The 15,746-nt window shown below is 37.6% G+C and carries 13 protein-coding genes; 6 read left to right on the top strand and 7 right to left on the bottom strand.

The features are described 5' to 3' along the window. Positions 1 to 137: 137 nt before the first annotated feature. The 5 genes from FLK20_RS08700 to FLK20_RS08680 form a co-directional block, all read right to left on the bottom strand. Complete coding sequence (locus FLK20_RS08700) at positions 138 to 770, bottom strand: PepSY domain-containing protein (RefSeq protein WP_152656166.1); 633 nt, start codon at positions 768 to 770, stop codon at positions 138 to 140. 128 nt (positions 771 to 898) lie between these two features. Next, a complete protein-coding gene (locus FLK20_RS08695) occupies positions 899 to 2,311 on the bottom strand; it encodes a HAMP domain-containing sensor histidine kinase (RefSeq protein WP_152656165.1) in 1,413 nt (470 codons plus the stop codon). Further along, the gene (locus FLK20_RS08690; protein ID WP_152656164.1) at positions 2,308 to 3,000 is read right to left on the bottom strand and encodes a response regulator transcription factor; all 693 of its coding nucleotides are present in this window, start codon (positions 2,998 to 3,000) and stop codon (positions 2,308 to 2,310) included. Before FLK20_RS08690 ends, FLK20_RS08695 begins: the two co-directional genes overlap by 4 nt. A 183-nt stretch (positions 3,001 to 3,183) precedes the next feature. Further along, complete coding sequence (locus FLK20_RS08685) at positions 3,184 to 3,504, bottom strand: thioredoxin family protein (RefSeq protein WP_152656163.1); 321 nt, start codon at positions 3,502 to 3,504, stop codon at positions 3,184 to 3,186. A gap of 21 nt (positions 3,505 to 3,525) precedes the next feature. Next, positions 3,526 to 4,338, bottom strand: a complete 813-nt coding sequence (locus FLK20_RS08680) for a DUF368 domain-containing protein (protein WP_152656162.1) — start codon at positions 4,336 to 4,338, stop codon at positions 3,526 to 3,528. A 282-nt stretch (positions 4,339 to 4,620) separates the two neighbouring features. Between FLK20_RS08680 and FLK20_RS08675 the strand changes: the two genes are divergently transcribed. The 3 genes from FLK20_RS08675 (at position 4,621) to mqo (ending at position 8,107) form a co-directional block, all read left to right on the top strand. Beyond that, the gene (locus FLK20_RS08675; protein ID WP_152656161.1) at positions 4,621 to 4,809 is read left to right on the top strand and encodes a hypothetical protein; all 189 of its coding nucleotides are present in this window, start codon (positions 4,621 to 4,623) and stop codon (positions 4,807 to 4,809) included. Positions 4,810 to 5,134: 325 nt separating this feature from the next. Next, positions 5,135 to 5,995 (top strand): dimethylarginine dimethylaminohydrolase family protein, encoded by an 861-nt coding sequence (locus FLK20_RS08670; RefSeq protein WP_227994927.1) that lies wholly within the window; start codon positions 5,135 to 5,137, stop codon positions 5,993 to 5,995. 606 nt (positions 5,996 to 6,601) lie between these two features. Next, positions 6,602 to 8,107 (top strand): malate dehydrogenase (quinone), encoded by a 1,506-nt coding sequence (mqo, locus tag FLK20_RS08665; protein ID WP_152656191.1) that lies wholly within the window; start codon positions 6,602 to 6,604, stop codon positions 8,105 to 8,107. A 42-nt stretch (positions 8,108 to 8,149) separates the two neighbouring features. Here mqo and FLK20_RS08660 read toward each other — a convergent pair whose 3' ends face one another. Continuing rightward, the gene (locus tag FLK20_RS08660) at positions 8,150 to 8,746 is read right to left on the bottom strand and encodes a TetR/AcrR family transcriptional regulator (RefSeq protein ID WP_152656160.1); all 597 of its coding nucleotides are present in this window, start codon (positions 8,744 to 8,746) and stop codon (positions 8,150 to 8,152) included. A gap of 243 nt (positions 8,747 to 8,989) precedes the next feature. Between FLK20_RS08660 and FLK20_RS08655 the strand changes: the two genes are divergently transcribed. The 3 genes from FLK20_RS08655 to FLK20_RS08645 all read left to right on the top strand — a co-directional run bounded on the left by FLK20_RS08655 (position 8,990) and on the right by FLK20_RS08645 (position 13,491). Then, a complete protein-coding gene (locus tag FLK20_RS08655) occupies positions 8,990 to 12,196 on the top strand; it encodes a YhgE/Pip domain-containing protein (protein ID WP_152656159.1) in 3,207 nt (1,068 codons plus the stop codon). Positions 12,197 to 12,443: 247 nt separating this feature from the next. Then, the gene (locus FLK20_RS08650) at positions 12,444 to 12,812 is read left to right on the top strand and encodes a CidA/LrgA family protein (protein ID WP_152656158.1); all 369 of its coding nucleotides are present in this window, start codon (positions 12,444 to 12,446) and stop codon (positions 12,810 to 12,812) included. Next, complete coding sequence (locus tag FLK20_RS08645) at positions 12,805 to 13,491, top strand: LrgB family protein (protein WP_152656157.1); 687 nt, start codon at positions 12,805 to 12,807, stop codon at positions 13,489 to 13,491. Before FLK20_RS08650 ends, FLK20_RS08645 begins: the two co-directional genes overlap by 8 nt. A 277-nt stretch (positions 13,492 to 13,768) precedes the next feature. Here the strand turns inward: FLK20_RS08645 and typA are convergent, their stop codons facing one another. Next, positions 13,769 to 15,589 (bottom strand): translational GTPase TypA, encoded by a 1,821-nt coding sequence (gene typA / locus FLK20_RS08640; RefSeq protein ID WP_152656156.1) that lies wholly within the window; start codon positions 15,587 to 15,589, stop codon positions 13,769 to 13,771. Positions 15,590 to 15,746 lie beyond the last annotated feature (157 nt).

The raw sequence follows: 15,746 nt of genomic DNA, 5'->3' as shown, positions 1-15,746 counted from the left end.
TTCCTCCTTATTTGTTATTAACTACATCTTATCCCGTAATCATGACAGTACCATTGGAGCAAGATTAGAATTTCATGAGAAATAAATAGGAAAATAAAAAATCCGGATTTATCCGGATTTTCCAAACATATTATTTATTAATCATCTCTGTCAATTTCAATCATAACTACCTTTCCCGTATATGCATCAATCTCAATCGAAGCTTCATCTTCTCCATTAACAATTTCAATTTCATAGATATAAACACCGTCGTCCGAATCTAATTCCAAATCAGTTACTTCCCCCGGAAATTCTTTCAGAGCAATTTCCCTGACTTCTTCATGTGTTAGCATAGCATCATTTTCTGCCGTTTGATTATCTGATTTATCTTCTGCATTTTCTTCGGCAGGTTCTGGATCATCGGCTTCTGGATTTTCCTCTGCAGGATTTTCTTCCTTTTTCACTTCTTCTTGCTTTTCTTTATCTTCCTCTTGATTATTTGCTGTTTTCTCTATAGCTGTTAAATCAATCACCTGTCCCGTATCCCCGTTTAGCTTTAAGGAATACACACCTTGATCCTGTGTGACTTTCATCTGATACACCGGCTCACCGTTTTCAATACTCAGCTCCGGCTCCGAGTGCTGACCAGGATATTGAACATCGACAAGATCGATAATTTGCTCCGGTTTAAGTTCTGGGTTTGAAGTTGTAGCATTTGTTTGATATACCGTTAAACCAACGATACATAGAATTACCAGCGCACCAATCACCCAGATTATTTGCTTACGCACGTTATATCACCCCTTTTCCCTATAGTATAAGCGATATTTTTTATGAAAGCATGACAATTAGATTAGAAATTGATGAGAATGGGCTGTATTCCTTTATTTGAAAAGCTTTTAGAATGTCTTCATTGTACTTATTTATTACTAATGTTTTTTTGTATTTGCCAAATAAATGTTGATCCTTGACCAACTTCACTTTCCACAGTAATTTCTCCACCATGTGCTTCAATAATTTCTTTAGCAATAGCCAGCCCCAGACCAGTTCCACCTGTTTCCCGATTTCTCGCCCGGTCAACACGATAGAAACGGTCGAAAATCTTCTCCTGATCTTCAGAGGCAATGCCTTCTCCAAAATCCTTAAATCGGATAAAGCTCTTCTTCACATCCGAATACATCGATACAAGAACATCTCCTTCACTATATTTCAAAGCATTTTCAATTAATATATATGGAATTTGCTTTAATTGATCGATATTTCCAAAGGTTTCATAATTGCCTTCCTCTATATCAAACTGGATTCTCCGCTCGGGATATGCTTTTTGGAAGGTCTGAATAACTTGCTCTACTACTTCCTGTATATTTACTCCCTGCTTCTTGTTCTCGCTCTTATGCTTTGCTAATAAAAGCAGCTGCTCTACAAGATTTTGCATTCGATCTGCTTCGGAATCAATTGCACCTACAGATTCATCCAGCAATTCCGGCCGCTTCTTTCCTTGGCGTTCAATAAGCTGGGCATAGCTTTTTATAATCTGAATCGGGGTTTTTAATTCATGGGATGCATTAGATACAAAGGCTTCCTGCTTCTCAAAGTTTTCTTTTAAGGAATCGATCATCTCATTAAATGTGATTTCCATCTCATAAATTTCATCCTTAGAACGTTTTTCTACATTACTTTTTTGCCAGTTCTCGCCTTTGAAACGACTTTCTACATCAATCTTCTGCCAATTTTTATTATGGATATTCCGCCGCATCGTATCCTTTAACTTTTGAATTGGGGTTAACAGGAAGCGGCTCAGGGCAATACTAGCTATAATCGTTGGAATCAATATCACCGCACTGGAGAAAAAAAGAACATAGGTTAAGGTTTCCATTGTTTCATCTAAATAGACCAATTCATTGGCTACTTGTACGGTGACAATGTCTCCGTTTTCCCAGATGACCGGTTTTTCGATAATAGCAAAATTGCTTCCTGTATCGTTGTCCTGAACAATACGACTCGTTTCGGATGCTGTATAGTTTTTTTCCAAGTTCTGATATTGTTGTGACTTTGTTTGTATAGGAATTATATCAGCACCAGTTTCATCAATAATCCGGATCATTCCATTTGCCGGTAAATAAGCGCTTAGTAGGTCACTACGTGCTTCTTCTGAGATGGAATTACTCCTGGCAAGCCCCTCAACAAGCGCATCTGCCTGCACACTAAGCTGATCAATTTCTCCACTTGATGCCGTCCGGTAAAATAGAAAATAAATCGCCGTATGCGAAATAACAATTACCAAAAACATAAAGACAGATGAAAATAAGATAATTTTTTTACGTAATGTCATTGGCTTCCTTCCTTAATCGAATAGCCTACGCCGCGTATCGTTTGAATATACGCTTTATCATATCCTTTATCCACCTTTTGGCGCAGGTAGCGAATATAGACATCCACCACATTTGTTTCACCAATATAGTCAAATCCCCAGACCTTTTCAATTAACTGGTCGCGCGTAAGTACTCTATTTTTATTTTCCAATAAACAGACTAACAAATCATATTCTCTTGGGGTTAAATCGATCATATTGCCGGAGCGGGTAACTTCATGTGCTGCGGTATCTATTTGTAAATCTCCGGCCTGTAATGTCTCATCACTGGACGACCCGCTCTGAACAGTTTTCCGTAAATTCGCACGGATACGGGCCAATAATTCTTCAATTTGAAATGGCTTGGTAATATAATCATTCGCTCCAAGATCAAGGCCATTCACCTTGTCATACACTTCATCACGGGCTGTCAGTAAAATAACCGGCGTCTCATTCCCCTGTCTCCGGACTCTTCTTAACACTTCTAAACCGCTTAATTCAGGTATCATAATATCTAATAGAACAAGTCCCCAATCCTCTGCTTCGATATATTCGAGAGCTTGTTTACCATTTGCTGCAACAGTTGTTTCGTAGCCTTCATAATCTAATTCCAATTGTAAAACACGGCTGATTTTTTGTTCATCTTCTACAATTAGTATTCGCTCTGCCATTGGCCGTGCTCCTTTCCCTGATAAGATATAAATAATAGTACAAAAAACTGCCTCCAACAGCTGCTTGAACAATTACATTTGTGAATACTTCTACTTCATCATAAAGCAGAACTGTATATTCGTTCAATACCTTTTGGAGACAGTTTATGTCAATACATGGACTAAAATCATGCCGGCAGCGGCTTAGCCCAAATGCTGTTTTAAGAAATCTGTGACAGAATCCGGTGTTTTGGTATATGCACTATGCTGATGTGCTATTTTCTCACCATTTTGAAATAGAAGTACACTTGGAATGCCCATCACTTCATATTTTTCAGCTAATCCGGATACTTCATCACTATTTATTTCATACCAATCATAATTCTCAAATTCCTCCATTACTTCACCGATAAACATGTCCATCCGTTTACAATCTGGACACCAGTCTGCAAAGAATTTGATAATAACAGGTTTTTCACTCTGGATAATTTCCTGAAACGCAGCTTCTGTATGAATTGCTTGCATCATAATCTCTCCAATCCGTTTTTATTTATATTCTAATCTTCCTAAGGCAAGTGCTGCAATCAATCCGCCTATAAATAAAAGAACAGATACAATGATACTTCCCGCACCTTCAGGTATACCAGGAAATACAACAGTCACTGCACCGATAACAAATCCAATAATAATAGCATACGTAATAGTGAAATAATTTCTTAAAAAGTATGCAATTATTTTACTCATAACAATAAATCCAAGGGCAATTCCCAATCCGGTCACAATAATAATAGAGAATTGAAAATGATTGATTGCTGCAATGATGGTTGGATAGACCCCCAGGAGTAACATCATCATCGATCCGCTAATACCAGGGATAATCATTACACTGCTGCCGATAAAACCAGCAACAAATAATAAAATATATGTGCTCGTATCAATATCCTGAATAACATGCCCTTCATTTGGGTTTAAAATTCCTAATGCACTCACAATAATAATACCAACGATTAGCAGTAGATAATGCTTTGTTTGAAACCTCGCCTTTCCTTCAGCCTTTTGATATAAATATGGAATAACCCCAATTACTAGCCCTAAAAAGAAAAATTGCGTCTGAACCGGAAAATTTTCAAATAGCCAGCCGATGACTTTAGCAAATGAAAAAATAGCTGTAATCATACCGACTCCTAAAGGTATTAAAAAGACGAGATGTTTCTTCCAATCCTTACTAAAAAAACCGCCAATAGCTGCAATTAGCTGCTCATAAATTCCCAGCAATACAGCGATGGTTCCTCCGCTTATACCAGGAACAACCTCAATCGATCCCATAATAAAACCACGATATAAATTTTTCCACTCCATTTATCTTTTTCTCCTTCATCTTTCATCACTACCAAATCATTTTATCAAAAGTGGCTGGAAAAATATACTTTAGAAAAGCTTTCTTATTGGATTCATTTACAAATGATTCAAACAGTATGTCAAAAATAAAGAAACATCGCTGTATCAAAAGGCTTTTATCATGACGGTAGCTGACATATCCTTTATAATATTGGTATAGAATAAAACATGAACAGAAATACTGCAAAATAATCATGCCGTATTAGGCATAGCATTGTGTTCAAATTTTTAGGGGGAAGGAAGATGAAACGGTACTTAACATTAATTTTATTTGTCTTAAGTATTCTTATTATTTATATTGGGGCTAAATTACAGCTTTATTGGAGTGGTGTGGTTGCATGGGGGCTTGCTTTAGTTTGCCTTATTTTTGCTGTATACTACTCAAAGTATATTCCAAACGAAAAAGCCTCGAAAAAAAAGAAAGGAATATAATCATCTCCCCGTTATCCCATACAAAAACGAGGAGATTTTTTCATGTGTTCGTTTATTTTCTGTACACCTTTGTCCTTATTACCTTCTGCACCTCTTTAACAGATTTAAACACTTCCTTTGTCCCCACATAATACTGGTAATTCACTAACAGTGTGTGTTCAATAAAAGGAATAGAAATTAATTTAATTTTGCCCAGTCTCCTCTCCATCTTTTATGACATACTTATCCTATCAATCGTAGCATTAGATAGATGGATTTTTTTTGAAAAGTGCGTCATAATAAGGTGTAGCAAGTTTGTGAAAGCAGAATTGGGGGTAAAGTCCGCATGATTAAAAATGAAAAAGAAAAATATATGATTCACTGTCAAAATGAATATGATTCTTTACATCAAGTAATCGTTTCTCCACCGGATTATATGAAAATTACAACTGTTATTAATGAAACACAAGCGTACTATGCAAAAGAAAATATTAACATTAAAAAAGCAAGGACCCAGCATGACTTTTTTGTAAAAACGCTAAAAAATCATGGCACAGAGGTAATTTTTCTCCCAACAAAGCCTAACTTAAACGAACAAGTTTTTACACGGGATATTGGTTTTACCATCCATGACCAATTATTTACAGCAACTATGGAGCAGGATATTCGCAAAGAAGAAACAAACCTCTTGAAAAATTGGCTGGATAACGAACAACTGGACTACACTTCTTTTTCCGATACAACTATAGAAGGTGGAGATATGATTATTGATAACAATCATATTTGGATTGGTTTAAGTCAACGTACAAAGCAAACAGCTATCGACTATCTTCGTGCACAATTTCCTTATCTTGAGATAACAGCGATTCCATTACGGGAAGATATTCTTCATTTGGATTGTGTATTTAATATCTTAGAAGATAAGCATGCATTAATTTACCCGGATGGAATGAGTAAAGCCGCCTATAAAAAGATACAAGAACATTATACATTGATAGAAGTAACCAAAGAAGAACAATTCAAGATGGCACCGAATGTATTATCTGTTGGCAACAGGAAAGTAATCAGCCTCCCGGAAAATAAACGCGTAAATGATATATTGAAGGAGCTTGATTATCATATTATAGAAGTCCCTTTCTCCGAGATCATTAAATCTGGAGGTTCCTTCAGATGCTGTACCCTTCCTCTTTATCGGAGAAAATCATAAAAAAGCTGCCTATCAATAAAAATGATTCTACGATTCTACAGCCCATTAATTTGTGACAAAAAAACTTTGAGAGCCAATTTCTTCCCCCTTTGTTCGCTCTCAAAGTTTTTGTAAACGTGATGATCCGCTTAAAATCAGGAACTTCCAGCTCATCTTTCCAGCCTAAAATCATGCCGATTACTTCAAACATCTTTTTTCTTTTCTCAAAAAGGAGTATAATAAGTTAATATGGGTAAAAAAACCCCCACTGAATAACAGCTAAATTAATATTTTTAGAGAATTCCTTTTTGACAGCTGAGAAAGTATAAACTTTCTTACTGCAATAAGTGCAACGAATTTATTAGACCGAGTAATCGCAGGTCTCAACGAATTTATTAGACCGAGTAATCACAGTCCCAGGTCTCAACGGTTTTATTAAACTGAATAATCGCAGGTCCAACGCTTTTGATGGGGCGAGTAATAGAAAAAGCTCTTTGGAGGACGAGTAATCACAGTCTCAGCCTCAACGAAGATGCCCGATCCTGCTCCTTTCAGGCTTGGCTTGCCAAGTTTTCTTTGTAAGAGTTTACATACAAGAATTTTAGATTAGGAAGGTTTGTGACAATGATGAGGAAAGATACAAATCAAACAGATGTCATTTTAATCGGCGGTGGAATCATGAGTGCCACGATTGGTTCCTTATTAAAAACACTGCAGCCTGAATGGCAGATTAATGTTTTTGAAAAGCTTGGTCAGACAGCCCAGGAAAGCTCTGATGCATGGAATAATGCCGGGACAGGTCATGCTGCTCTATGCGAACTGAACTATACACCGGAACAGCCGGATGGCTCACTCGATATTACGAAAGCAGTAAAAATAAATGAACAATTCCAATTATCAAAGCAATACTGGTCTTATCTTGTTGAAAAAGGTGTGCTAAATAATCCAGGTGATTTTATTCAAAACGTACCACATTTAAGCTTTGTCGAAGGTGAAAAAAATGTGGAATTTCTAAAAAAACGTGTCGAAGCTTTGATAGAAAATCCGTTGTTTGAAGGTATGGAAATAACAGATGATAAAGAAATACTGAAGCAATGGATTCCCCTGATGATGGACGGACGCAACCAAGAAGAACCAATCGCTGCTTCAAAAATTGATTCTGGAACAGATATTAACTTTGGCAGTCTGACACATAAGCTCTTTGATCAACTGGAAGAGAAAGGAACAAGGCTTTACTTTAAACATGAGGTTGAATCAATTACCCGTACAAAGGATAATTTGTGGAAGGTTAAAGTAAAAAATCTTTTCAATGGCAGGATTTCTTATCATAAAGCAAAATTTGTATTTATCGGTGCTGGCGGCGGCAGTCTTCCATTATTACAGAAAACAAATATTCCAGAATCCAAACATATTGGCGGTTTTCCGGTGAGCGGATTATTTATGGTTTGCAATAATCCTGAGGTTGCCGAAAAACATCACGCGAAGGTTTATGGTAAAGCAAAGGTCGGAGCTCCACCGATGTCGGTGCCGCATTTAGATACACGCTTTATCAATGGAAAGCGTTCCTTACTATTTGGTCCGTTTGCAGGCTTTTCACCGAAATTTTTAAAAACTGGTTCAAACTTAGATTTATTTGGATCTATCAAGCCAAATAATTTAACCACAATGCTGGCAGCCGGTGCGAAAGAAATGGCGCTGACAAAATATCTTATTCAGCAGGTACTGCTCTCTGATGAAAAAAGAATGGAGGAACTGCGCGAATTCATCCCTAATGCGAAAGATGGAGAATGGGATATTGTCGTTGCCGGACAGCGTGTACAAGTTATTAAAGACACAGATACAGGCGGAAAAGGAACGTTGCAATTCGGTACAGAGGTTATCACTGCGGAAGATGGTTCCATCGCTGCTTTACTTGGGGCATCCCCTGGAGCCTCTGTTTCAGTCGATGTCATGCTTGATGTCCTGCAGCGCTGCTTCCCGCATCATTTCAAGAAATGGGAGCCAAAAATCAAAGAAATGATTCCATCGTATGGCGTTTCGTTATCGGAGCATCCTGATTTATTTGCTGATTTAAATAAGAAAGTAAATAAAATACTGCAATTGGATACGGAACAGGAAGCATTATTAAGCTAATAAAAAAGACTTTGATTCTTATAAGAATCGAAGTCTTTTCTTTTAAACACTTTTTTGCGGTGTCCAGGATACTGCATTTAATAGAAAAGATGACAGTTCCTCTTTATATTTTTCTATCTCCTCCCGGGAGTGTTGAAATAGGATTAAGCCTCTTGCTGTAGATTCAATTAACAATATCACAAATTCACTATAATAACTACTGCTAATATCTGCCTGGATTTCTCCATTCTTTTTAGCAGCCTCCAGATAGTTTGCAACAAGATCATATAAAGGTCGATAAATCACTTTCCATTTATCCACCTCTCCGCTTCTGGTAATACCAGCATAAACAATGGAAGGGATCGTTACATCCTCCTGATTCACTTCAAAAATTCGATCGATTGCCAACCGCAAATTATAATCCAGCCCTGCCTTCACGTTTCCATGCTCTGCAAGATATTGTGTATAATTAGAAATGATTTTCTGTGCTAAATCTGGAAGGACATCCATTTTACTATTATAATATAGATAAAACGTACCTTGAGCAATCCCGGCTTCCTTTACAATCTGGGACACACGCGTATCTTCCAAGCCTTTTTCTTTAAAAACACGATAGGCACTTTCTAAAATAAGTTCTTTTTTATTTGCTATTTTAGCCATTTCTCTGCCACCTTTTGAAAAAAATCATAAATGACTGATTGTCATTCATTTATATTTATGATACCATACTTTTAGGAAAAGTTGAATGCAAAGAATTAAATTTGCTGCCAAAAACCTGTATAGATAATCTATTTTTGAAAAGCCATACTATAAAGGCAGAGACTACTTGTCCTGTCAAAACATTTTGCAGCAGCTTTTTAACACATATATTTATTATCTATCCAAGAAAAGAGGAGAATTTTGTTGAAAAATGCTTTTAAAATTACAAAACAAGATATGAAAAATATCATTCGTGTTCCTTCTATTCTTATTTTGATTATTGGATTAGCCATCCTCCCTTCTTTTTATGCCTGGTTTAATATAAAAGCATCATGGGATCCTTATTCCAATACACAAGGAATCAAAATTGGCGTAGTCAGCGATGATGTTGGGACAGAGATAGAAGGCCGTTCCATTAATATGGGAGACGAGCTCGTCGAAAACTTAAAGGAGAATGACTCATTAGGATGGCAATTTGATGATTCTATAGAAGAAGCAGACGAAAAGGTTTATAAGGGAGATTATTTTGCAACAATCCATATTCCCGAAACCTTCTCTGAAGATGTTGTCAGTATACTTCAAGATGAGCCCAGAAGTGCAATTGTCCAATATAAGGTGAATGAAAAAGTCAATGCGATTGCGCCTAAAATGACCAGTGCCGGAGCAACACAAATCACAGAAACCATTAATGATGAATTTGTGCAAACAACAACGAAAACATTATTGGAAGAATTTAATAATGCAGGAATAGAGCTTGAACAAAACCTGCCTACGCTGCAAAAAATAAGAGATGCTGTTTACAATCTTCATGACCATATTGATGATATTGATGAAGCAGGTGACCTGATCGTTCAATTAGACGAAGATGAAGAGAATATTCAAAGCTATGCCGATAAATTGGACAGCCTGCAGGAGTATGAGGAAAACATCAGAGAAGGCGGCGATCAGATTCTGACTGCCCAATCTCATCTTGATGATATCAATCGTCTCGGTAATGCTGTGGTTGAATTAAATCAAGCCATGCCGGATATCGAAAATGCTTTAACCCGAATCAGCTCTATTCAGCAATATTTCCCTGCCATTAATCAGGGACTGGAGGATGCTTATGCAGCAAGTATTACTGCCGGTGATACGCTCAAAAATGTACAAGCGCGTATTCCCGAGATTAATAATCAAATTCATGATTATCAGAATCAGGTGAATCATGCACAGGATACTTTAGATGAAGCCGAAGAAACAACCGATCAAGTTACCGAGCTGATCAATAGTCAAATCAGCGATGCAGAGAAAATTATCAACGGACTCCCTTCTTTTGACGTTGATACAGGAGATTCAATAACACCTGATTTTGTGAATAATGTCAAGGATTCTGTTGGTGATTCTCAAAATGCATTGGAAAACCTTTTAGAGGAGCTCCGCAATCCTGAACAGCTGGAAACAAACGCATCCTTAGAAAAATTAAGCGGCTCTGCTGATGAAACTAAAAAGCAAGGCAGTGAACTTTTTGCCGGGCTCGAGGATATGCTTACTAAAATAGAAGAAGAGAATGTTACAGAGGAAGACGCAGATGCTTTAAATGAAGCAATAGCAAATTACAAGTCCTCTTTCGGTATTGTCAAAGAAGATTTGGCAAATGCTGAATTTGTTCCAAACGCATCACAAAATGAAGCGAATAATGAGTCTGCTGAAGAAGATACACAGCAAAGTAATGAAGAAACGGAAGCTGATGGAGAAACACAGCAGCGCGATCAAGAAATCGACCATATCATGAATGAGCTTCATGAAGATACGGTTCAAGCCTTTGATGACATCTCAACCGTATTAGATGAAAATATAAACCTTGCGATAAGTAATATCCAATCATTACCAACATTAGTGGCAATGAAAGAAAATCCAGACACAAAAGAATATGCAGAAGAACAAATTAAAATTGTTCAAGAAAGTATCGAAGGTCTTCAATCTTCTGTGACAAGCACGCAGAACTCACTTACTTTATTAGAAGCTCCTGAAAATAAAGAGGAATTGGAAAAAATCAAAGCTGTCCTTGAAGGAGACAATTCTAATCTGAGTGATGTCATTGATTTTCTGGAAAATGGTGATTTTGACCTTAGTCAGCTGGAAGATATCAAGGGTCAGGCTGTAAACAATCTGGAGACATTGCAATCCTTTAATAAAGATACACTGGAGCCATTTGTGAACAACGCTTTCACTACATTAGAAAACAAATTGCATGATGCAGACTCTAAATTAGATGCTGCATTAGATTACACTGCTTTAGCATCTGATTATTTATCGGAAGCAGCAACCGTTGTGAATGATTCACAGTATTATTTAAACCTTTTAAATGAGAATCTGCCATACTACGAAGAACAGTTCAGCGATGTCTCTGATACTGTCAATCAACACTTCCCTGAGTTTAAAAATGGTGTTGATATGGCAAGCTCCTTTTTCCAAAATGATATGCCGCATTTAGAAGATGAAGTAAATAATCTAGCTGGCTTTGTTACCAATGATATGGAGGGTTTAATTGAGCAATATAAGAATTTAAATTCTCTTGTTCAGGATAATTTACCGGAAGCACAGAAAGCTATTGCTGAGATGGCTGATTTTATCCGTGATGATTGGCCAGGATACAAGAAAGATATTCAAAATGCTTATGACCGGATTAAACAAATGGAAGACGATCAGATCATTGAAGAATTAATTGCTGCATTACAAAATGACCTGAGTGACGAAACAGAATATTTTTCCCGCCCCGTACAGCTGGATGAGGAAAAATTATTTCCCATTCCAAACTATGGATCAGCAAACACACCATTTTATACAGTGCTTGCACTTTGGGTCGGCGCATTATTGCTTTGTAATTTAATTACTACCGAACTAAAGGATAAAAATAGAGAAGAATTCAGTTTACGCGATATTTACCTGGGCCGGATGACGCTGTTTTTAATCGTTGCTGTTCTGCAGGCAGTCATTGTTTCCCTTGGTAATATCTTCATACTGCATGCTTATATGGCACACCCTGTTTACTTTACGCTCTTTAGTGTCCTGATTGCATTAGCGTTTATGATTATTGTGTATACGCTGGTTTCCTTATTTGGAAACGTCGGAAAAGCCGTTGCGATCATCTTTATGATCTTACAATTATCAGGCGGTGGAGGAATGTTCCCAATTCAAGTAGCACCTGCATTCTTCCAGGCAATTCATCCATTCCTGCCTTTTACGTATGCCATTGATATTCTGAGAGAAGCATCAGGAGGAATTGTTTGGTCTGTTGTGTTTAGCCGATTCGCCGTGCTCGCTGTTTTTCCGGCAATATTCATTTTATTAGGATATACATTCCGGCCATGGATTGCACCTCGTGTTCATAAAGCATATTTAAAAACGAAGAAAAGTAATATGGTTGATTAGTATGTCATCTGCCATATTGTAAAGAGTGCTGTTAACTACACTGATATACTGCTTTTACAAAATCAACTAACAGTCCGGCTAAATTAATGGCCGGACTGTTTTCTTTAGGTTATCGGATTTCTTTCTAACTAAAAGAGGATGTTCAAAAAAAGAATAGGCAGCCGCTAATATTTTCTGTAAAATGGTTCTTATCTATTCTTTTTAGGGTAATATGCTCTCAAGCAAAAAATGACAGCGGAGGTTTACAATGAAGTATTTCATCATGATTCTGCAAATCAGTATACTATTTCTTTTTAATTTTATCGGACAACTCATTCAAGACTACTTTTCCTTAAGTATTCCCGGCAGCCTCATTGGCATGCTGCTGCTTTTTAGTATGCTGATGTTAAAAATAATCCCACTAGAATCTATTCAAGGGGGCATTGATATTCTCTTAAGGGATATTCCTTTTTTCTTTATCCCTGTTTCCGTTGGTGTTATCCAATACTTAAGCTTTTTCTATGGAAAAGGGGCTTTCACAATTTTACTAGTTATCGTGAGTACATTTTTAGTTATCAGTATTAGCGGTATTGTAACGAATTTTATTTTAAAAAAAGAGGAGAAATCATATGAATAATGTTATTACCGGCATTATTGCTGTTGCAGCAACCTTTCTTCTCTACCGGGGATCCAAGAGAATATACATGTATAAGCCAAGTTCATTCACCTTACCTATTTTCTTATCTACATCCAGTATTGTTATCCTGATGCTATTAACAGGGATTTCTTATGAAACATATATGATTGGCGGCAGGTGGCTTGACTTTTTTCTTGGTCCAATTGTTGTTTCTCTTGCTGTCCCATTATACAGAGAGATTAAATTGATTAAGAAATACGCCGGAGCAATAACTATCGGGATATTTGCCGGCTCGCTGACAGGTGTTATTACAGGAATAGCGGGCGCTAAGCTATTCGGATTTGAAAGATGGGTATCCGAAACCATCGCATCCAAATCGGTCACAGCACCGATTGCTATCCGTATCACAGAAACAGCAGGCGGAAATATATCACTTACTGCTGTATTTGTAACGATTGCAGGAATCAGTGGAGCCATGTTTGGACCCGTCATTTTAAAAATGTGCCGCATCCATCATCCTGTTGCTAAGGGGCTCAGCATCGGAACTGCTTCCCATGCTATCGGAACAGCAAAAGTGCTGGAAAACAGCCAAATGGAAGGTGCTGTCAGTGCTTTATCCATGACGGTCAGTGCTGTCATTGTTTCTTTTCTTGCTCCGATTTTCTTATCGATTATGTAATACATTTGCTCTATATTTGAATTATTCGGTTTATTTATTCTCCTATGTTAAAATGTAAAAAACGTCATCTATTCTGAGAGGAGCGATATTTGATGCACTTCTTAGCGTTTCTTATTTTTAGTGGAATAGGCATTGTTCTGATGGTTATTTTATCAATATCCGGTTTATTACGTTATTTTAAGTCGTGAGTTTAGTAGGAAAGTAAAACGGATCAGGTTGAAATAATATAAATAAAAGCTGAGCAGATTTCAATTATAAAATCTGCTCAGCTTTTTATTTATTTCTTTTTCGCTGCTTTTTCGCGTTCATTTTTATTTAAGATTTTTTTACGAAGACGGATAGATTCTGGTGTAACTTCACAATATTCATCATCACTTAAATATTGCAATGCTTCTTCCAGAGACATGTTTCTTGTCTTGCGAATGGTTGATGTCTGATCTTTCGTTGCTGAACGCACGTTAGTCAAGTGTTTTTCCTTTGTAATATTAACAGTTAAGTCATTTTCACGGTTATGCTCTCCAACGATCATTCCAGCATAAACCTGTGTACCCGGAGTAACAAAGATAACACCGCGATCTTCTAAATTCATAATACCATACGTGGAAGCTTTTCCGTTTTCGAGTGCGACAAGCACACCTTCACGACGTCCGCCAACCTGTCCTTGGATAACTGGTTCATACGCTTCAAAAGTATGGTTAATGATTCCATAGCCGCGTGTTTGCGACATAAATTCCGTTGTATATCCCAACAGCCCACGGGAAGGCACTTTAAACTCAATACGAACTTGCCCATTTCCCTGGTTGACCATATCAAGCATTTCACCTTTACGTTCTCCTAAGGACTCCATCACAGCCCCTGTGTACTCTTCTGGAACATCTACTTGTACACGTTCCATCGGCTCACATTTTACACCATCGATTTCTTTGATGATTACTTCCGGTTTTGATAACTGAAGCTCATAGCCTTCACGGCGCATATTTTCAATAAGAATAGATAAGTGTAATTCTCCACGCCCGGAAACAGTCCAGGCATCTGGTGAGCTTGTTGGCTCTACCCGAAGACTTACATCGGTTTCTAATTCTTTTAATAAACGCTCCTCGATACGGCGGGAAGTAATATATTTTCCTTCCTTCCCTGCAAACGGACTATTATTTACAACAAACGTCATCTGTAACGTTGGTTCATCAATACGTAACCAGGGAAGTGGATCTGGGTGATCAGCCGGACATACAGTTTCACCGACATTCAAGTCCTCCATACCAGCTAAAGCTACAATATCTCCGGAAACAGCTTCCTGAATTTCAACCCGTTTTAATCCGATAAAACCAAATAGCTTGGAAACTCGGAAGGATTTTTGTGACCCGTCCTCTTTTAATACGACTACCTGCTGCCCCACTTTAATGGATCCGCGGACAACACGTCCTACCCCGATTCGGCCAACATAATCATTATAATCCAGTAAAGTTACTTGAAATTGTAACGGCTCTTCTTTTGTATCGGCTGGTGCAGGAATATGCTCCAGAATCGTATTGAAGACCGGGTCCATTGTTTCCTGCTGATCGTCCGGTTCTAAGCCGGATGTTCCATTTAATGCAGATGCATAAACAACCGGAAATTCTAACTGGTTATCGTCAGCCCCTAATTCAATGAACAGATCCAGTACTTCATCAACCACCTCTGCTGGTCTGGCATTAGGGCGATCCACTTTATTTAACACCACCATTGGTGTCAACTTCTGTTCTAAAGCTTTTTTTAATACGAACCTTGTTTGTGGCATCGTGCCTTCATAGGCGTCAACAACTAAGGCAACACCATCCACCATTTTCATAATACGCTCAACCTCACCGCCAAAGTCAGCGTGACCCGGTGTATCAAGAATATTAATTGTCGAATCTCCATATTTTACAGCTGTATTTTTAGCCAGGATCGTAATCCCGCGTTCACGTTCTATATCTCCAGAGTCCATCGCACGTTCATCTACGTGCTCATTGTCCCGAAAAGTCCCAGAATATTTTAATAGCTGATCCACTAATGTTGTTTTACCGTGGTCAACGTGTGCAATAATTGCGATATTACGAATATCATTTCTTAATTGCATAAATTGTACGCTCCTCTAACATGTCAAATGTAAAACCAATTTATTATATCATATAATGAAGAAATTTGTAAAATTGTTTTTCTTTACGAATTTTTAGCACACATCGATTACAAAAGATGGAAAAGAACTGACGAAAGTCCTTAATGCTTCTCACAAA

The organism is Oceanobacillus sp. CFH 90083 (assembly GCF_009389585.1).
Classification (GTDB): domain Bacteria; phylum Bacillota; class Bacilli; order Bacillales; family Amphibacillaceae; genus Oceanobacillus.
This window is presented reverse-complemented; position numbering and strand designations above follow the sequence as displayed.